The organism is Micrococcus sp. M4NT (genome assembly GCF_033790745.1).
In the GTDB taxonomy this organism is placed as follows: Bacteria; Actinomycetota; Actinomycetes; order Actinomycetales; family Micrococcaceae; genus Micrococcus.
Window position 1 is genome coordinate 124,132 of the sequence record NZ_JAMYEH010000008.1, and the last position, 18,343, is coordinate 142,474.

The 18,343-nt window shown below is 75.9% G+C and carries 15 protein-coding genes and 1 tRNA gene; 2 read left to right on the top strand and 14 right to left on the bottom strand.

Annotation, left to right across the window (positions count from 1 at the left end; translation table 11 throughout):
* Positions 1–48 precede the first annotated feature (48 nt).
* On the top strand, positions 49–975 hold the full coding sequence (locus NJC10_RS07205) for a LuxR C-terminal-related transcriptional regulator (RefSeq protein WP_319075557.1): 927 nt from the start codon (positions 49–51) through the stop codon (positions 973–975).
* Between the two features lie 25 nt (positions 976–1,000).
* On the opposite strand, the gene NJC10_RS07210 is transcribed toward NJC10_RS07205, so the two are convergent.
* The 4 genes from NJC10_RS07210 to NJC10_RS07225 form a co-directional block, all read right to left on the bottom strand.
* Positions 1,001–1,771: a glutamine amidotransferase gene (locus NJC10_RS07210; protein WP_319075558.1), complete on the bottom strand. Its 771-nt coding sequence runs from the start codon at positions 1,769–1,771 to the stop codon at positions 1,001–1,003.
* Positions 1,772–1,880: 109 nt separating this feature from the next.
* Entirely contained in the window at positions 1,881–2,786 is a 906-nt protein-coding gene (locus tag NJC10_RS07215; RefSeq protein ID WP_319075559.1) for a DUF6707 family protein, read from the bottom strand.
* A complete protein-coding gene (locus NJC10_RS07220; protein ID WP_248118053.1) occupies positions 2,783–3,322 on the bottom strand; it encodes an NUDIX hydrolase family protein in 540 nt (179 codons plus the stop codon). The genes NJC10_RS07215 and NJC10_RS07220 overlap by 4 nt, the downstream gene beginning before the upstream one ends.
* An 85-nt stretch (positions 3,323–3,407) precedes the next feature.
* Positions 3,408–4,538 (bottom strand): NADH:flavin oxidoreductase/NADH oxidase, encoded by a 1,131-nt coding sequence (locus NJC10_RS07225; protein WP_319075560.1) that lies wholly within the window; start codon positions 4,536–4,538, stop codon positions 3,408–3,410.
* A gap of 66 nt (positions 4,539–4,604) precedes the next feature.
* On the opposite strand from NJC10_RS07225, the gene NJC10_RS07230 reads away from it, so the two are divergent.
* Positions 4,605–4,922 carry a hypothetical protein gene (locus NJC10_RS07230; RefSeq protein ID WP_319075562.1) on the top strand — a complete coding sequence of 106 codons (318 nt, stop codon included), beginning with the start codon at positions 4,605–4,607 and terminating at the stop codon, positions 4,920–4,922.
* 72 nt (positions 4,923–4,994) lie between these two features.
* Here the strand turns inward: NJC10_RS07230 and NJC10_RS07235 are convergent, their stop codons facing one another.
* From NJC10_RS07235 to NJC10_RS07280, 10 genes are all read right to left on the bottom strand, one after another.
* A complete protein-coding gene (locus NJC10_RS07235) occupies positions 4,995–7,157 on the bottom strand; it encodes a hypothetical protein (protein ID WP_319075564.1) in 2,163 nt (720 codons plus the stop codon).
* Positions 7,154–7,795, bottom strand: coding sequence for a DedA family protein (locus NJC10_RS07240; protein ID WP_298713600.1), 642 nt, complete (start codon positions 7,793–7,795; stop codon positions 7,154–7,156). The genes NJC10_RS07235 and NJC10_RS07240 overlap by 4 nt, the downstream gene beginning before the upstream one ends.
* Positions 7,792–8,844 (bottom strand): pseudouridine synthase, encoded by a 1,053-nt coding sequence (locus NJC10_RS07245; RefSeq protein WP_319075566.1) that lies wholly within the window; start codon positions 8,842–8,844, stop codon positions 7,792–7,794. The genes NJC10_RS07240 and NJC10_RS07245 overlap by 4 nt, the downstream gene beginning before the upstream one ends.
* A gap of 39 nt (positions 8,845–8,883) precedes the next feature.
* The gene (locus tag NJC10_RS07250) at positions 8,884–10,134 is read right to left on the bottom strand and encodes a glucose-1-phosphate adenylyltransferase family protein (RefSeq protein WP_319075567.1); all 1,251 of its coding nucleotides are present in this window, start codon (positions 10,132–10,134) and stop codon (positions 8,884–8,886) included.
* A 13-nt stretch (positions 10,135–10,147) separates the two neighbouring features.
* On the bottom strand, positions 10,148–11,047 hold the full coding sequence (locus tag NJC10_RS07255) for a DNA-formamidopyrimidine glycosylase family protein (RefSeq protein ID WP_319075568.1): 900 nt from the start codon (positions 11,045–11,047) through the stop codon (positions 10,148–10,150).
* A 27-nt stretch (positions 11,048–11,074) separates the two neighbouring features.
* A complete protein-coding gene (locus NJC10_RS07260) occupies positions 11,075–11,644 on the bottom strand; it encodes a VOC family protein (protein ID WP_298713594.1) in 570 nt (189 codons plus the stop codon).
* Positions 11,645–11,769: 125 nt separating this feature from the next.
* Positions 11,770–16,977 carry an ATP-dependent helicase gene (locus NJC10_RS07265; protein ID WP_319075571.1) on the bottom strand — a complete coding sequence of 1,736 codons (5,208 nt, stop codon included), beginning with the start codon at positions 16,975–16,977 and terminating at the stop codon, positions 11,770–11,772.
* Positions 16,974–17,432, bottom strand: coding sequence for a 23S rRNA (pseudouridine(1915)-N(3))-methyltransferase RlmH (locus NJC10_RS07270; protein ID WP_319075572.1), 459 nt, complete (start codon positions 17,430–17,432; stop codon positions 16,974–16,976). Before NJC10_RS07270 ends, NJC10_RS07265 begins: the two co-directional genes overlap by 4 nt.
* 67 nt (positions 17,433–17,499) lie before the next feature.
* The gene (locus NJC10_RS07275) at positions 17,500–18,018 is read right to left on the bottom strand and encodes a hypothetical protein (RefSeq protein WP_319075574.1); all 519 of its coding nucleotides are present in this window, start codon (positions 18,016–18,018) and stop codon (positions 17,500–17,502) included.
* 154 nt (positions 18,019–18,172) lie between these two features.
* A tRNA-Ser gene (locus tag NJC10_RS07280) sits at positions 18,173–18,263 on the bottom strand.
* Positions 18,264–18,343: the final 80 nt, after the last annotated feature.

The following is an 18,343-nucleotide window of genomic DNA, read 5'->3' on the forward strand; positions in this document are numbered from 1 at the left end:
CCACCGTGAGGTGCATCACGCACCCCTGTGAGGTAGCGTCAACGTGCCATGACGCCCTTGCGCCACGCCGCTCCCCCCGCCCTCGACCCGGAGGAGCTCGCCGCCTTCCGCGCGCTCCTCGCGCGGCCCGAGACCCGGGCCGATGACGTGGACGCCGCCGCGCTCGCGCACCTGGAGGCGCTCGGGATCGTCCGGCGGCACGACGACGGGTCCCTTGCGGTCCAGTCGCCGCACCGGCCGCTGACGGCCGAGGCGAACCGAGCGCAGGCCCGGGCCGACGCCCTGCGCGAGGCGGCCGAGTCCCTGCACGCCGAGTTCCGACGTCGTGCCGGCGCGGGGCGCGAGTCGCTGGACGTGGTGGTGGGGGCCGCGGAGATCGTGGAGGCTGCCGTCGGGATCGCGCGCACGGCGCGGCACACCGTGCGCGGCTTCGACCGCGGGCCCTACTTCCACGCCGACCCGCTGCCCGAGTCCGCGCAGTCCCGCTCCTCCGCGCGGGGCGTGGAGTGGCGCGTGATCTACGAGGGCGACTCGCTCCGCGGCGAACCACCCGAGCGATGGGAGCTGATCGGGTCCACGCCGGGCGAGACGGGGCGCGTCATGCCGCACCTGCCGTTCAAGCTCCTGATCGCGGACGACGCCGTCGCGCTCGTGGGACTCGTCGGCCCCAGCCCCGGCTCCGGGGAGGGTCTCGTGGTGCGCGGCGCCCTGCTCGTGGACGCCCTCGTCCGCCTGTTCGAGCAGCAGTGGGAGCTGGCCCTCCCGGTCTCCTCGGGGGACCACGGCGCGCTCGACCCCCACGACCGCCGCCTGCTCGCGATGCTCAGCACCGGGATGACGGACGAGGGCATGGCCCGATCGCTCGAGGTCTCCCGCCGCACCGTGCAGCGGCGCGTCTCTGAGCTCGCGCGGCGCATGGGCGCCGAGGGGCGCTTCCAGCTCGGGGTGCAGGCCGCCCGTCGCGGCTGGGTGTGACCCGGCCGTCCCGACGTCGGGCCCGTCAGCCCTCGTAGGCGCGCCGGAAGTTCTCCAGGATCCGCGGCGGCTCGGGCGCGGTCGTCGCGGCGATGCGCGCGAACGTGGCATCGGCCTCCTCGGGGGCGAAGTACCCGTGGTGCGCGTAGATCCGCAGGCGCTCCAGGAGCCCGGCCTGGTCGAGCTCGGGGTGGAACTGCGTGGCGTACTGGTGCTCGCCGAGGCGGAACATCTGCACCGGGCACGCGACGCCGGACGCCAGCACGACGGCGCCCTCCGGCAGCTGCGTCACGGCCTCCTTGTGGCCCACGTAGGCGGTGAAGTCGGCCGGCATCCCCGCGAGGAGGGGGTCTGCCGCGCCCTCGTCCGTGAGGGTGACCGTGACGGGCCCGGCGGACTCGCCGTACGTGCCGTCCACGAGCGCTCCCACGTGACGCCCGAGCGTGCCGACGCCGTAGCAGCAGCCCAAGAACGGACGGTCCTCGGCGAGCACCACCTCGAGCATCCGGGCGAGCTCCGACTCCACCCGCCGCTGCAGCGCGGACTTCGTGTCCTCGGGGTCGGAGGTGGTGTAGGGGCTGCCGGGCAGGATGACGCCGGCGTGCCGGGCCAGGAGGTCACCCCAGTCGGGGCGGGCGTCGGGTGCGGCGCCGAGATCGCGGCCCAGCTGCATCGCGGTCAGCTGTCCGTCCGCGAAGCCCCCGAGGCGCTGCACGGCCTCGGCCTCGGCCAGCGCGGCGTCCACCTCGGGGCGCGTCTGGACCAGGAGGAAGGGGCGCTGCGGGGTGGAGGTCATCGGAGCAGACTAACCGGCCGCGGGCGGGTCTGCGCCGGGTCGTCGTCATGGGACGCCGCGCGTGTCCCTCTGCCTCGCGGGCCGCGTCCCGTGGCCGGGCACGCCCCGCTCAGCGTCCCGCCGCCGCCTTGGACTCCACCGTGCGGGCCAGCTCACGGAGCGTCCCGAGCTCCCGGGAGATCCGCGAGTCCAGGTCCGCGTCCGTGAGGGTCTCGGAGCCGCCGCGCGCCCGCAGGTAGAGCAGCTGGGCGAACCGGGCCTTGCGCCACTGGAACTCGGCGGCGGCGTCCCGGGCCTGCAGGGCCTTGGAGATCTCCCGCTCGTACAGCGGCGGGGCGTTGAGCTGGCGCTGGCGCACCTCGAGCACGCGGGCGGCGCGGCCGGGCTCGCTGGGCACCTCGTCGGCCTCCAGGAGGCGCTTGCCGAGGTTGGCGGCGGTGATGTGCTCGTCCTCCTCCCGCAGGATCTGCGCGGCCAGGGCGAGGGCGGCCTGGATGGACTTCCAGCGGCCCACGGCCCCGTCCCACGGCAGGTTCGTCAGCAGGCCGAGCGTGGCCAGCGTGCCCTCCACGTCCTCGTGCAGCAGGTACATGCGCGCGGCCATGTCGAAGAGGTCCTCGAGCTGGGATCCGGAGCGCAGGTTCAGCCCGTGGGAGAGGCGGGCGGCCGTGGCCACGAGCTCCGGGTCGTCCAGGTGGCGCTGGCCGACGGCCACGATCCGGGACTCGGGGGAGCCCGCGTCCACGGGGGAGAAGGCCGTGTCCGCCGCGGCCTTGCGCTCCTCGGGGCGCTCGGTGCGCACCCGGATCACGGAGCCGTGGGCGATCCTCACCTCGCGGCCGCCCTCCAGGGTGGCGATCACGAGTGCGGGCGTGCCGAAGTCGTCCCGCACCGTCCGCACGGAGGCCACGGCCGGGGCGGGCTCGCCGCGGCGGGTGAGGAAGGAGTCGCCCGGCTGGACCTCCTGGGCCTTGAGGTGACGGAGGTAACCGCCGCTGACCGGTGCCACGCTCATCGCCCCCAGCCCACGTGGGCGAGCGCCTGGCGGAGCAGGTTCCCGCGGCCGCCGATGAACTCGGCCTGCACGTCCTCGCTCAGCGCCTCGTCCGGCGTGAGCCACGTCAGCTCCAGCGCGTCCTGGCGCGGGCTGCACTCGCCCGTCACCGGCACCACGTAGACCATCGAGACGGCGTGCTGCCGGTCGTCGGTCAGCCCCGTCTCGGACGGCGCAGGGAAGTACTCGGCCACGGTGCACGGCACGATCGACGGCGGCAGCTGTGGGAACACGAGCGGGCCCAGGTCCTTCTCGAGGTGGCGCATGAGCGCGGCGCGGATCGTCTCGCGGTACATCACGCGGCCGGAGACGATGGTGCGCTGGAAGCGGCCCTCGTCGTCGGCCACGTAGAGCAGGCCGATCTCGGAGACGTAGCCGAGCGCGTCGAGGCGCACCGGGATCGCCTCCACGTAGACCATGGGCAGCCGCCGGCGGGCCTCGTAGAGGTCCTCCTCGGACAGCCATCCCGGATTCGGGTCGGGGGTGCGCACGCTCATGGCTCTGTTCTACCGGAGTTCCGGGCTCGGGGCACGTCGGGCCGGCGCGTTCCGCCCTCGGCGAGGGGCGCGACGACGGCGCGGCTCAGTGCGCACCCGGGCCCCACGTCGCGCGGAAGTACTGCCGGGCCATGGGGGCCTGCTCCGCGCTCGCCCCCAGCTCGAGGGCCGCCTCGACCGGCCAGTTCGGGTTCGCGAGGGCCGCCCGCCCCACGCACACGGCGTCCGCCGCGCCGGAGGCGAGCACCTCCTCCACCTCCTGCGGCGTGGTCAGGGAGCCGACGGCGGACACCACCATCCGCTGCGTCCCCTCCTTCACCGCCCGCGCCAGGGGCACCTGGTAGCCCGGGCCCTTGGGGCCGTGGTACCGGTCGCCCAGGCCCGCGGAGGAGACGTCCATCCAGTGCACGCCCTCCTCCTCGAGGATCCGGGCCAGGCGCACCGTCTCCTCGATGCCCCAGCCCTCCTCCACCCAGTCGGAGCCGGAGATCCGCACGCCCAGGATCTTGTCCGCGGGCCACACCTCGCGCACGGCCGCCACGATCTCGCGCAGGAACCGCGTGCGCCCCTCGAAGTCTCCGCCGTACCCGTCCGTGCGGGTGTTGGTCAGCGGGGAGAGGAACTGGTGGATGAGGTAGCCGTGGGCGGCGTGCAGCTGCACGGCGCCGAACCCGGCCTCGTCCGCGCGACGGGCGGCGTCCGCGAAGGCGCGCACGGTGCCCGCGACGTCCTGCTCGGTCATGGCGCGCACGTTCGCCGGCATCGAGGTGGCGGGCACGCCAGAGGGGGAGAGGGTCTCCCACGCGTCGGGGCCCTCCAGGATCGGCTCGCCCGCGGGCACGCCCGGGTGCATGGGCACGGTGGAGGCCTTCGCTCCGGCGTGGCCCAGCTGGACCGCGGGCACCGCGCCCTCGGCGGCGACGTACGCGGCGATCGGCGCCCACGCGTCCCGCTGCTCGTCGTTCCACAGGCCGGTGTCCCACGCGGAGATGCGCCCCTCGGGCGTCACCGCCGTCGCCTCCGCCACCACGATCCCGAAGCCGCCCGCAGCCCGTGCCCCCAGGTGCTGGAAGTGCCAGCCGTGGGGGACGCCGTCGCGGGCCTCGCACGCGTACATGCACATGGGCGGCAGGATCAGGCGGTTGCGCACCTCGACGCCGTTGATCGTCAGCGGCTCGAGGATCGCGGGCAGGGCGGGAGAGGTCGCGTCGGTCATGGCCCCACCTTACGAGGGCCCCCGGACCCCGGAGGCCGTGCGGCGCCGCCTCGCTACCCTGGCGGCATGCCCTCCTACCGCGCCCGTCTGCAGATCGGCGACCTCCGCCCCGGCCATCGCCCCGAGGAGGTCATGGACCTCGCCGAGGCCGCCGTGCAGGCCACGCACGTGCTCGCCGCGAAGGACGTCGAGGTCGTCTCCCGGGTGCCGCGCATCGTGCTGCGCTTCACCGTCCCCGCCTCGCACCGCGCGGGGGAGGACGCCGAGGCCGCGGGCGTCGGCGCGCGGATGGCGGAGGCGGTGTCCGGCGTCGCCGTCACGGGGCGCCTGGACGTCCTGCGGCGCGACGGCGGCCGCTGGGTCCCGGTGCACGCCGCGCCGTGAGGGTGACGCGCCCTGAGCACACGGGGGACACCGCGCTGCGCCGTCGACCGGCCGCGCGACGCCGGTCGGGGCTCAGGGGGTGAGGCCCGCGTCCCGCTCCACCTGGCGCACCCACGAGCGGCGCACGGCGACGGCGAGCACGAGGGCGAGGGCCCCGAACACCGCGGTGAGGCCGACCCAGGCGCTCTGCTCGGCACCGAGCGGGGGCGGCAGCAGGCGCGGGAGGCCGAGGTTCAGCAGGGTCCAGCCCATGCCCAGCGCGACCCCCATGCGGCCGCGATCCGTCAGCGCCAGGTGCAGGCCGAGGACCAGCACGGCCAGCAGCAGGAGGGTGGCGAAGAGCTCAGTGGGGAACCACGGCAGGGCCACGCCCCACGCGTTCAGCGCCGAGCCCAGCGTGGTGGGCAGGCCGGCCAGCAGGACACCGGCGAGCAGACCGGCGGCGCCGTCGGTGACCACCCGCTCCGCGCCCGTGCGCGCGGGCCGGTCCGTGAGACGCCGGATCACGCGCACCATCAGCGCCAGGGCCACCAGCCACACCAGCACCTCGAGCCCCCACGGGACGAGCACGGCGAGCGGGAACCACGTGCTGACGGCCAGGAGCGCGCCGGCCAGGGGCCAGCCGACCTCCCGCTGCCGTGAGGAGGCCGCCTGCCCGGGGGCCCACTGGTGGAGCACGTGCACGCCCACCGCCGCCCACAGCCCCGGCCACACGAGCGGGTGCAGCGGATACAGGGAGAAGACGGTGGTGGTGAAGCCGTAGCGGCCGTCGTGTGCGGCGCGGTAGGAGCCGAAGTCCAGGGCGTCCAGCCCGGGGAGGCGGCCGAACAGGCCCAGGCCCCACGCGCCGGCGAGCACGAACACCAGCCACGCGAGCGTCAGGCCGGCCTGCCGCCGGCGGTCCTTGGCCGTCGCCGCGCGGCGCGGCTCGGGCGCACCCAGGGGCGCAGTGTAGGACGGGATCAGGGGGATCGCCGCGGTCGTGGGGCCGTCGGGTGCCGGCGCAGGAGCGGCCGCCGAGCGGATGGCCTCGGCCTTCGTGCTCAGGCGGTCCCGGCGGCGCCACTCGGGCAGCGCGACGCGGGCGCGGGCGAACAGCTCCTCGTCCGTCACGTCCTCGTCCGGGTGGGCGAGGAAGGGCCGCTGGGACGCCACGGGGATGATCTCCGGGCCCTCGAGCTCGCGCGCCGCCCGGTAGAGGGCCTGCGACTCCCGGTCCTGGTGGGCGCGCAGCCGGCTCGCCTCCTCGAGGGCCTGCTGGTCGCCCAGGTGGCGCTCGCGGTCGGCGAGCAGGCGAGCCTGGCTCAGGGCGCGGTCCGCGGAGTGCCCGGCGTAGCGGCGCGCGCGCTCGATCCAGCGCCGGCGCGCCTCCTCCGCCTCCCGGCGCAGACGCTCCTCCTCCGTGCGGCGGCGGCGGCGCTCGGCCTCCTCGGCGGCCGCGGCCTCCTGGCGGGCGCGCTCGCGCTCCTCGGCCTCGCGGCGCAGGCGTTCGGCCTCCACGCGTGCCGCGTGGCGCCGGCGCTCCTCCTCCGCCAGGAGCCGGGCGTGCTCGGCCTCGGCGCGCCGGCGCTCACGCTCGGCGGCCTCCGCCTCCTCCCGGGCGCGACGCTCGGCCTGGACGCGGGCGCGCTCGGCGGCCACCTCCGCCTCGCGGCGGCGCCTCTCCTCCCGCTCCTGGCGGTGGCGGGCGGCCTCCTCGGCCTGGCGGGCCTTCTGCTCGGCGCTCGCGCGGCGCTGGCGCTCGGCCTCCCGCTGCCGGCGGGCCCGCTGCTCCCCCTTGCGGCGGCGGGCGAGCTCGGCGGCGCGGCGACGGCGCTCCTGCTCCTCGGCCTTCTCCAGCGCCAGGGCCTCGGCCGCGCGCCCGGGGTCGACCGTCGGGGCCGCCTCGGGCTCCACCGGGCGGTGGCCGAGGGTCCCCACGAGGGGCGTGGTGAAGCGGGCGAGGTCCTGGCCGCCGATCCGGTCGAGGATGGCGCGCAGGTCTCCGTGGGAGCGCTGGCCCGCCGGCGAGCCCTCCGCGCGCAGGCTGTCCATGGCGGCGTTGACGTCCGCGCGGCGGCCTTCACGAGTGGTGCGCTGGGCGGGCGTCTCCGGGCGCGTCGGCGTGCCGCGCAGGGCACGCGCGTGGCGCTTGATCTGCCGGCGGGAGATCTCCCCGGGGGCGGCGAGCGCGTGCCGCGGGCGCGAGCGAGGGCTCTCGGAGGACTCCGCGGGCTCGGGAGACGCGCCGGTCATGCTGCCCCCTTCCCGGATCGTCGGCGCCATGCCACGATCCCCGCGATGATCATCCCTGCAAGGGTACCCAACGCCACCCCCACCAGTGCCGACGCCCACCAGGGGAGCCCGGTGGTCTGACCGGACACCCACCCGAGCCCCACCATGTAGACGCTCCAGGTCAGCGAGCCGAGGCCGGAGAGCCACAGGAACACGGGCCACCGGATGCCCGCGATCCCCGCCGCGGCCATGGAGGCGGTGCGCCCGCCGGAGACGAACCGCAGCACGAACAGCCCCGCGAGGCCCGTGGCCGGCCCGGCCTTGACCAGCAGGGAGCGGATCCCGCGGTGCACCCAGCGGCCCCACGCCCAGCGGTCGAGGCGCCGGGCCAGCCCGTGCCGGAAGAGCGCGTACAGGCCGATGTCGCCCGCCCAGCAGCCGAGCCACGCGGCGAGGACGGACGCCCACAGGCTGACCCGGCCCGCCAGCGCGAGCGAGCCCGAGCCGATCACCAGGATCTCCGACGGCACCGGCGGGACGGGCGCGTCGAGGGCCACGAGCAGCGCCGTGAGCGGGTGGAACCACGCGCCGAGGCGGTCCAGGAGGTCCGCGGGTCCGGTCTCCGTGGAGGCCGCCGCCAGGGCGGTCATGGCCGTCATCGCGGACGCTCCTGGAGCTGTGCCGGGGAGGCGAAGGTGCGCGGCACGCCCGTGACCGGGTCGGTGAAGCTCAGGGACCGAGAGAGCAGCTGGAGCGGGCGGGCGAGGTCGTCCGGCGCGGCGTCCAGCAGCTCGGGGTAGAACGGGTCGAAGGCGATGCCCAGGCCCAGCGACGCGAGGTGGATCCGCAGCTGGTGCGTCCGCCCCGTGCGCGGGGTGAGCCCGAGGTGCACCACACGCCGCCCCGCGAGCATGCCCGCCGAGCGTCCGACGCCCAGCACCTCCACGCGCGTCTCCGCGTTGGCCCCGGCGTGGGCCGCGTTCGACTTCTTCGTGCGCACCGGCGCCCCGGCGGCCCGGCCCGAGGCCGCCGCCGGGATCTCCTCGACCACCGACCGCAGGACCCCCCTGTCCTTGCGGATGCGGCTGCGGATGGTCAAGGGGAACCGCGTGAGGCGGGGGTCGTCGTCGGGGCGGGCCGCGTCGTCGTCGGGGTCCGCGGGCGACTCCGGGAGCACGGCGACCGCCTCGTACCGCTTGGCCACCGCGCGCCGCTCGAAGAGCAGGTGGTAGGCGCCGCGCGTGGCGGGGTTGGCGGAGAACATGACGACGCCGGCCGTCGCCCGGTCGAGGCGGTGCAGGGGCACGAGGTCGTCGAGGTCGAGCTCGTTGCGCAGGCGGACCAGCGCGGTCTCCTGGATGAAGCGCCCGCCCGGCGTGGTGGGCAGGAAGTGGGGCTTGTGGATCACCACGAGGTGCTCGTCCGCGTGGAGGATCTCGTGGGCGACCGGCAGGGGCTGCTCGTCCGGCAGATCGCGGTAGTACCAGAGGTCCTCGTGCGCGCCGAGCGGGGTGTCCGCGGGGATGGGCGCGCCGTCCACGGCCACGACCTCGCCCTCCGCGAAGCGCCGCCGGATGCCGTCCGGGTCCACGTGGCCGAAGCGGTCCAGCACGTACTCCTGCACGCTCGCCCAGGGCCCGGAGGAGGGCAGGCGCAGTCGGGTCGCGTTGACGCCGTCGCGCAGGGGGAGGGGGGAGGTCACGGCCACGGCCCCATCATTCCAGGCCGGGTGGACGGGCCCGCGCAGTCAGCCCTTCACGGGGGAGCCGGTGCCGGTGGTCTCGTCGCCGCTCTCGGGGGAGCGGTCGCGCGGGCCCAGCACCACGACCTCGTCGGCCGGCTCAGCCTTTCCGAGCACCTCGCGCGCCGGGACGTGCCCGCCGACGTCGACGATGACCGTGTCCAGCACCGCGCCGGAGGGGACCGTGGCGTCGCCGAGGAGGAGGGATCTGCGCACCGTGGCGCCGGCCTCGACCACCACGCCCGGGCCGACCACGGAGTCCACGACCTCGCCCGCGATGCGGCAGCCCGGGCCGAGCAGCGAGCCGGTGACCCGCGCGTCGGAGGCCACCCACGCCGGGGGCGACTGGCGCGCGTTGGTGAGCAGCGGCCAGCCCTCGGCAGTGAGGTCCAGCCCGGTGCCGTCGAGGATCTCGCGGTGGGCCCGGAAGAACGCGTCGAGCGTGCCGATGTCCCGCCAGTAGCCCTCGAGGCGGTGCTCGCGGACCCGCCCGCGGTCCACGAACGCGGGGATGATGCTCTCCCCGTAGTCGCCGAGCGAGCCGCCGACCGGATCGCCGTCCTCGTCGGTCTCGCCGTCCTCCTTGGTGCCGGCCTCGTCCTCGGCGGCCAGGAGCTCGCCCACCACCTCGGAGAGCGCCGCGACGTCGAACACGAACACCTCCGTGGCCACGAGCGAGCCCTCGGGGTCCTCGGGCTTGTAGTCGTAGGCGGTGACGGCGCCGTCGTCGTCGGCCTGGACCACGCCGAAGCGGGAGGGGTCCTCGTCCGTCCGTGTGGTCACGACGGTGAGCTCCGCGCCCGAGGCCGCGTGCTCGGCCAGCACGGGGCGCAGGTCCAGCTGGTAGAGGTGGTCCGCGGACATCACGACGACGGTGCTCGCGCCGAACTGCTCCAGGACGGGCACCTGCTGGGCGATCGCGTGGCCGTTGCCGCGGGAGAAGCCCTCTTCGGCGCGGCCCTGCGCGGGAGGCAGGATCCGCAGGCCGTGGCGCGTGCCGTCGAGGTCCCAGGGGCGGCCGCCGGCCAGGTGCTGGTTCAGCGTGAACGGGCGGTACTGCTCCACGATCCACACGTCCTGCAGCCCCGAGTGCGCGAGGTTGGACAGCGCGACGTCGATCAGCCGGTACTGGCCCGCGAGCGGGACCATCGGCTTGGCGCGGGCCGCGGTGAGCGGCATGAGGCGGCCGCCGGTGCCGCCGGCGAGCACGAGCGCGACCGTGGCGCCCTCGGGGTCCTTCGGGAACGGGTCGGCCATGGGACCACCGTAGTCACCACTGGCAGTTCGGGCACCACCACAGCTGCCGCTCGGCGTCCTCGGGGGAACCGTAGTCCTCCTTGCGCACGCGCCCGCCGCAGCGCAGGCACGGGAAGCGATCGTGGCCATAGACCCAGTAGCTCGGCTGCCGGCCGCGAGGCGGTCCGTCGAGGACCTCGATCGCGAACGGCCGGGACTCGTTGCGGCGGACATGCGTCGTGGCCCGCTGTGAACCGATCACCGGCGACGCCGGCGGGACGTTGGCGCGCAGCAGGTCCCGGGCCAGCAGGACGAGTCCCGGGACGTCGTCGACCTCGCCGATCGGGCGGTGGGGGTCGATCCCGGCGAGCAGCAGCGTCTCGCAGCGGTAGATGTTGCCGATCCCGGAGACGAGGCGCTGGTCCAGCAGGGCCCGCCCCACGGGACGCCCGGGCCGCTCGGTCAGGCGGCGCACGCCCTCGGCGAGCAGTGCCGCGGCGGTGGCGGGGTCGGCCCACCCGGGGTCGAGCAGGTCGGGGCCCAGGTGGCCCACCACCGTGTGCTCGCGATCCGTGCGGACGAGCTCGAGCAGGCCCAGCTGCGCGCCGATCACGCGGTCCTCGTCCGTCTCCAGCACGCACCGCACCTGCCACGCGGGCGCGCCCCAGGGCGCGTCGAGGCCGGAGTCGAGCCAGCGCCCCTCCATCTTCAGGTGGGAGATCAGCGTGAGGGGCGCGGCGCCGTCGTCCTCGGCGGGTGGTGTGAGCCGCATCAACAGGTACTTGGCCAGCGGCCGCACCTCGGCCACCGTCCATCCCTCGAGGCGCGCGGTGGCGTGCCGGGGCACGCGCAGGTCAGCATGCCGCAGCACCCGTCCCGCGAGCAGGGGGCGCAGGCGGTGCGCGGCGCGGACGAGGGAGTCGCCCTCGGGCATGTCAGGCCACCGCCACGACGGCGGCGCTCACACCGCGTTGAGCTGCCACGTCACGCCGAAGCGGTCGGCCACCCACGCGAAGCGGCGGGAGAAGCCGTAGTCGTCCGGGGGCATGAGGTCGGCGCCGCCGCCGGAGACGAGGGCGTCGTGGATCGCGTCCACCGCCGTGGGGTCCGGCAGCTCCACGAAGAGGCTGATCGAGGGGGTGAAGGAGAAGCCGTGCGGGGTGAACGAGTCGAAGAAGCGCAGCCGCTGGCCCGCGATCTCGAGCTCGCCGTGCGAGACCTTGCCCGCCCACTCGGCGCCGCGGGGCGTCGAGTCGTCGAACAGGTCGCGGCGGACCTCGGTGACCGGCAGGTGCTCCACGAACGCGGTGAGGTAGGCGTCCATGGCGGCGCCGGCGTCGCCCTCGAACATGAGGAACGGCGTCACGGAGGGCTCGGAGGGGTGCGGCATGGACTCGCCGAGGAGCTCGGCCTCGGGGTCGGCGCCGAACGGGCCGTCCGGCTCGGACGGGGCCACGGGATCCGTGCCGGCCAGTCCGCTCGCGGGGTCGTGCGTCAGGGTGTCCTCGGCGGTGCTCGGGTTCTCGCTCATGGGCGCGAACCTACCCGGCGCCGCCCGGTGCTGTCGTGCGCCCGCCGCCCGAGCCGCCACGCCTCCCGCGTGACGCCATGATGACGCGCCGCGGCTGCGGTGGGGCCTCCCCACGACGGCCTGCCTCAGCTGCGGTACCGGATCCCAGACGGGGACGAGTAGAACCCCGCGTCGAGCATCGCGCCGGCCAGCGGGGTGCCGAGAACGGGAGCCCCGTTGACCTTCTCGAGGCTCAGGCGCTCGGTCTTCCCGGTGCGCAGCGCCCACACGAGCGCCGCTGCGGCGGCCCGCAGCTCCGCCGCGTGCTCCGTGAAGCACAGCAGGGTCTTGCCGCCGCGCTCCATGTACAGCACCAGCCGGCCGCGGATCAGCACGACGACGGCGCCCGCCTTCCGGCCCGGCCGGTGCCCCGTGGGGACCACACCGCCCGGGCCCGGCGGCACCGAGGGCCAGTCGAGGGCCGCGCCGTAGGGGTTGGCGGGGTCCGTGGCGGCGAGCGCGAGTGCCGGCGGGTCCGGCTCCTCCGGCCGGGCATGGGGGTTGACGGCCGGGCGGCCGGGGGGCGGCCCGAGAGGGCTGACCCAGCCAGAGGGCGGACCGCCGATCGCGCCGGGACCGTCCGCGCCGTCGTCGTCCCCGCCCTCCTCCTGCGCGCGCTGGAAGCCGCGCAGCCGGTCCACCACGGCGCCCGTGGAGAACTGGGCGCCGCCGAGGCCCTCCACGAAGTGGCCGCGGCGCACCTGGCCGGCGTCCTCCATGCGGGTGAGCAGCTGGTACTGCCCCGCGAAGCCGCCGGGCACCTCCTCGGCCACCACGGAGCCGCGCGTGATCACGCCGTAGCGGTCCAGCAGCAGCTCGGCGGTGGCGTGGGCGCGCACGGTGGGATCCTGCTCCGCGGCGGGCAGCAGGGCCCAGCGCCCCGCCGCGCGCGCCTGCTCCGCGGCGGAGAGCCCGCCCACGCCGGGGGCGATGCCCGCGCTCGCCGACCCCGCCGCGCCGTCGCCGGCTGCGAGGCCCGCGTACCGGCCGCGCCCGCGCACCCCCGCCAGCCGACTGCCCAGCCCGCGGCCCGCACCGCCCGTGCGAGCGGTCCGCGCCCGCGGGGACTGCCTCCCCGTGCGGTGCGCGGTCTTGCCGAGCGAGAGCAGTCCGCGCACGGGCGCGAAGGTGTCGTTGCCGACGCGCCCGGCCCACACGAGCCCCCACAGCGCCTCGAGGACCGCGGGGCCGCGCACCGGGTCGGCGCCCTGCTGGGCCCCGAGGGCCAGCACCCGCTCCACGAGCTGCGGGAAGAACCACGCGCCGCCCGCGCCGAGCACCGCGAGGATCCGCTCGCGCAGCTCCGCGTCCGCGGGGGCGGGCCCCTGCTGGGCCTCGGGAAGGCGGAGCGTGAGGTCGACGGCGTCGGCAGGGTGGATCGCCACCCAGCCGTCGTTGCCGGCGGCCTCCGCGGTCCCGGACCACACGTACTCGCCCGTGGAGAGCAGCTCGTCGAGCATCGTGGGCGCGTAGTCCCGCACGCGCGCCGGCAGCACGAGGGACTCCCACGCGCTCGCGGGCAGGGGCATGCCGGCCAGCTGGTCCAGGGCGACGGCCACGCCGTCCACGCCCTCGAGCGACGCCGGGGACGGGCGCCCGGGGCGGGGGCGCAGGTGCTGCCAGTCGGCGAGGAACCGGCCGTAGGCGGCCTGCTCCACCGGCTCCACCTCGGCGCGCAGGGCGGCGAGGGAGCGGCGGCGGATGCGGCGCAGCACCTCGGACTCGCACCACTCGGCGTCCAGGCCCGTCGCGCCGGGCGCGCCGTCCGGGCGGAACGCGCCGGTGCTGACCCGGCGCTCGGAGGCCAGGCGCTGCAGCACCCCCAGCACGACGGCGCCGCCCAGTCCGAGCGCCGCGCCCGCCTCGGCGGCCGTGAAGGGCCCGTGGGTGCGGGCGTAGCGGCCCACGAGGTCGCCGAGGGGATCCTCGACCGGCTCGAGGAACGTGACCGGCACGCCCATGGGGATCGGCACGCCGAGGGCGTCGCGCAGGCGGGCCGCGTCCTCGACCGCCGCGTAGACCTCCCCGCCTTCGCGGCGCAGGCGGAACGCCCGGTTGGCGCGGACGAGCTCGTCCAGCATCCCGGCGACGGCGGCCTCGTGCGCGGCGGGGTCCGGCTCAGACGCGGGTGTCTCACCGGCGGCCGGCTCAGGGTCCGCCGCCCCTGCCTCGACCTCCGGCTGTGTCCGCCGCGCCGCCTCCACCACGGTGAGCGGGCCCACGAGCCGCAGCAGGTCAGCGAGGCCTTCGGCCCCGCGCACGCGCCGGTCCGGGGCGAGCCGCTGCAGCTCCGCCTCGACGCCGGCGATGACGTCCGCGTCCAGGAGCTCCCGCAGCTCCTCCGTGCCGAGCAGCTCGGACAGCAGCGCCGGATCGAGGGACAGGGCCGCCGCGCGGCGCTCGGCCAGGGGGGAGTCGCCCTCGTAGATGAACTGGGCGACGTACCCGAAGAGGATGGACTGCGCGAAGGGCGAGGGCGCCGTCGTCGTGACCTCGACCATGCGGACCGCACGCGACGCGAGGCGGGCGGCGACGTCCTTGAGGGCCGGGAGGTCGTAGACGTCCTGGAGCACCTCGCGGACGGTCTCCAGGATCACCGGGAACTGCGGGAACTTGCGGGCCACGTCCAGCAGCTGGGCGGCGCGCTGGCGCTGCTGCCACAGGGGCGAGCGCCGGCCGGGGTTGCGGCGGGGGAGCAGCAGGGCGCGGGCGGCGTTCTCGCGGAAGCGGGCGGCGAACAGCGCGGATCCGCCGACCTCCGCCGTGACGATCTCGTCGAGCTCCTCCGCCGTGAACTCGAAGAGCTCTGCGCCCGGCGGCTCCGTGTCCATGAGGGGGATGCGCAGGACGATGCCGTCATCGGCGGCCATCGCGGCGCCGGAGCCGGTCTCGAGGCCGTAGCGCTGGGCCAGCCGGGCGCCCACCGCGAGCGCCCAGGGCGCGTGGACGGCCATGCCGAAGGGGGAGTGGAGCACCACGCGCCAGTCGCCGAGCTCGTCCGTGAACCGCTCCACCACGAGGGTCTTCTCCGTGGGCAGGGTGCCCGTGGCCTCACGCTGCGCCTTGAGGTAGGCCACCAGGTTGTCCCGCGCCCACGGGTCCAGGCCCGCGGCCTCGAGGCGGGCGGGCGCGGACTCCGGGTCCGCGTCCACCTCGCGGCGGAAGCGCCCGACGGCGTCGCCGAGCTCGGCGGGGCGTCCGGCGGCGTCGCCGCGCCAGAACGGGAGCTTGCCCGGCTGGCCGTAGGCGGGGAGCACCAGCACGCGGTCGGCGGTGATGTCCACGATCCGCCAGGACGTGGCGCCGAGCAGGATCACGTCGCCCACGCGGGACTCGTAGACCATCTCCTCGTCCAGCTCGCCGACGCGGCGCCCGCCCGAGCGCGCGGAGCCGGCCGAGGACTTCGCCGCGGACTCGCCGGTGTCCCCGTCGGCGGCCGCGCCGTCCGGGCCGCCGCCCGCGCCGGAGGAGTCCGTGGCCAGGAAGACGCCGAACAGGCCGCGGTCCGGGATGGTGCCGCCCGAGGTGACGGCGAGGCGCTGGGCGCCGGGGCGGCCGGAGAGCGTGCCCTCCTCGCGGTCCCACAGGATGCGCGGGCGCAGCTCGGCGAACTCGTCCGAGGGGTAGCGGCCGGCGAGCAGGTCCAGCACAGACTCGTAGGCCGAGTGCGGCAGAGCCGAGAACGGGGCGGAGCGGCGCACGAGGTCGAACCAGGCCTCGGCCTCCACGTCCTCGATCGCGACGGCGGCCACCGTCTGCTGGGCCAGGATGTCCAGCGGGTTGGCGGGGACGCGCAGGGACTCGATGCACCCGGCCACCATGCGTTCGGCGACCACGGCGGTGTCGACGAGGTCCCCGCGGTGCTTGGGGAAGAACACGCCGCGGGAGACCTCTCCCACCTGGTGGCCCGCGCGGCCCACGCGCTGCAGGCCCGAGGCCACCGACGGCGGCGACTCCACCTGGATCACCTGGTCCACCGCGCCCATGTCGATGCCGAGCTCGAGCGAGCTCGTGGCCACGACGCAGCGGATCTGCCCGGTCTTCAGCGCCTCCTCCACGATGGCGCGCTGCTCCTTGGAGACGGAGCCGTGGTGGGCGCGGGCGAAGTCGGAGACCGTCCCCGAGCCGGTGCCGGTCTGCCCGGCCACCTGGGCGGGTCCGTGGACCGGGGTGCGCGGCGTCGCGGGGGCCGCGTCCCGCTGCGCCAGCCATCCGGCGACGACGTCGCCCGCCTGGGCCGGCTCGCGGAAGCCCGGGACGGCGTCGGGCAGGTCCGCGGCGGCGGCCGCCTCCTGGCGGGCCTCCCAGATCTCGTTGAGGCGACCCGTGAGACGTTCGGCGAGGCGGCGGGAGTTGGCGAACACCAGGGTGGAGCGGCGCTCGGACACCAGGTCCACGATCCGCTCCTCCACGTGCGGCCAGATGGAGCCGCCCATGGCCGCGCCCCCGTCGGCCCCGCCCGGGGCGCCCGCCGGAGAGGATCCCGGACCCGTGTCCTGGGCACCCGAGGGGGCGGAGAGGTCGGTCATGTCCGGGATGGGGACGCTCACCGTGAGGTCCCACTGCTTGGCCGAGGCGGGCCGCACGATGGTGACCGGCTGCACGCCGCCGAGGAAGCGGGCGACCTCGGAGGCCGGCTCCACCGTGGCGGAGAGGCCGATGCGCTGCACGGGCCTCTCGAGCAGCGCGTCGAGGCGCTCGAGGGACACGGCCAGGTGGGCGCCGCGCTTCGTGCCGGCGACGGCGTGCACCTCGTCCACGATCACGGTGCGCACGCCGGCCAGGGCCGAGCGGCCCTTCGAGGTGAGCATCAGGAAGAGGGACTCGGGCGTGGTGATGAGGATGTCCGGCGGGTCCTGCAGCAGACGGCGCCGCTCTGCCGCGGGGGTGTCCCCGGACCGCACGCCCACGCGCACCTGCGGCACTGCCCGGCCGAGGGTGCGTGCGGTCTGCGTGATGCCGATCAGCGGGGCACGCAGGTTGCGCTCCACGTCCACGCCGAGCGCCTTGAGCGGGGAGATGTAGAGGACGCGGGTGGCGGAGACCTCCGGGTCCGCGGGCTCGCGCACGAACGAGTCCAGCGCCCAGAGGAAGGAGGAGAGGGTCTTGCCGGAGCCCGTCGGGGCGATCACGAGGGCGTGGCGGCCCGAGGAGATCGCGTCCCACGCGCCCACCTGCGCCGGCGTCGGCCCCTCGAAGGCACCCGTGAACCACGCGCGGGTGGGCTCGCTGAAGCGGGAGAGGACGGCGGCGGCGCTCGGGGCGGGCGCCCCGGCCCCCTCGGCGCCGCTCATGCGTGGTGGTACGGCCGGCCGGCGGAGATCTCCTGCGCGCGGTAGACCTGCTCTGCCAGGATGAGGCGCACAAGCTGGTGCGGGAAGACGAGGCCGGAGAGGGACCACACGCGGTCGGACCGCGCGTGGACGCGCTGGTCCACCCCGTACGCGCCGCCGATCACGAGCGTGACGGGTGCGCCGACGTCGAACTGCGCCTGCAGGTGCCGGGCCAGGCCGGGGGAGTCGAAGCCATTGCCGCGCTCGTCCAGGAGGATCATGTGCTCGTCCCCGCCGACCTTGGCCAGGATGCGGTCCGACTCCTCGGTCCGGGCCGCGTCCTCCTGCCGCGCGGAGTGGGGGAGGAGCTGCCACGTGAGATCGTAGGGCCTCTTGAGGCGCCGCTCGTAGCGTGCGATCCCGTCCGAGACCCACGCTTCATGCTTCTTGCCGACGGCGAGCACCTTCACTGACATGGGGTCCATGATGGCACCGGGCCCGGACGCGCCAGGCACCCGACCCCGGTCGTACGACCCGGTGACGTCAGTCGACGCGCTGCGTGACCTTCGCCCGCTCGCCGGGTGTGCCGCCCCTGCGGGCCAGGAACATCAGGACGCCGGCGGCCGCGAGCGCGAGGCCGGCCAGGCCCATGAGCACCAGGCCGATGCCGGGGCTGGCGCCGTGGCCGGCCACCCTCCCGATGTTCGCGAAGCCGTCCACCATCAGGAACAGGCCGGTGAGGACAGCCAGGACGCCGGCGGCGATGCGCGCCCACGCCGCTGAGACCAGGAAGGCCGCCACGCACAGGGCGATGGTGAGCAGCAGCAGGGCCAGGATGATCCCGGCCTCGTCCGCGCTCGCCTCCAGGAAGCTCTGGCTGATCCGGCCGCCGAAGAGGCTCACGCTCGCGGCCGGCAGGAAGAGGGTGAGCAGGGACACGAGGGCGGAGGCGACCGCTGCGAGCGGCGCCCACGGGAAGCGCAGGTGAGGGGCACGGCGGGCCAGGGATGAGGCGTTCGCCGGCGGGGTGGGGCCTGCGGCGGGATCGGTGGTGGGGGACAAGGGGGGCCTCCAGGGCGGTGAGGGAGCGGTGGTGACGCCGCGCACTCTAGTGGAGGGCGGGGAACGGCCCGTGAACAGGCTGTGCGCCCGATGTGGGTGCATGACGAAGGCCCCGGTCAGCGCAGGATCACGCGGGACTCGGGGCCTTCACATCTGGCGGTGACGGTGGGATTTGAACCCACGGTACGGGGTTACCGTACACAGCATTTCGAGTGCTGCACCTTCGGCCGCTCGGACACGTCACCAGACTGGGACACTCTACCCGAGCGGCCACGACGCGCCCAAACCGGCCGCGGGCCGTCGTCGTCGTCGGCCCCGGAGCCGG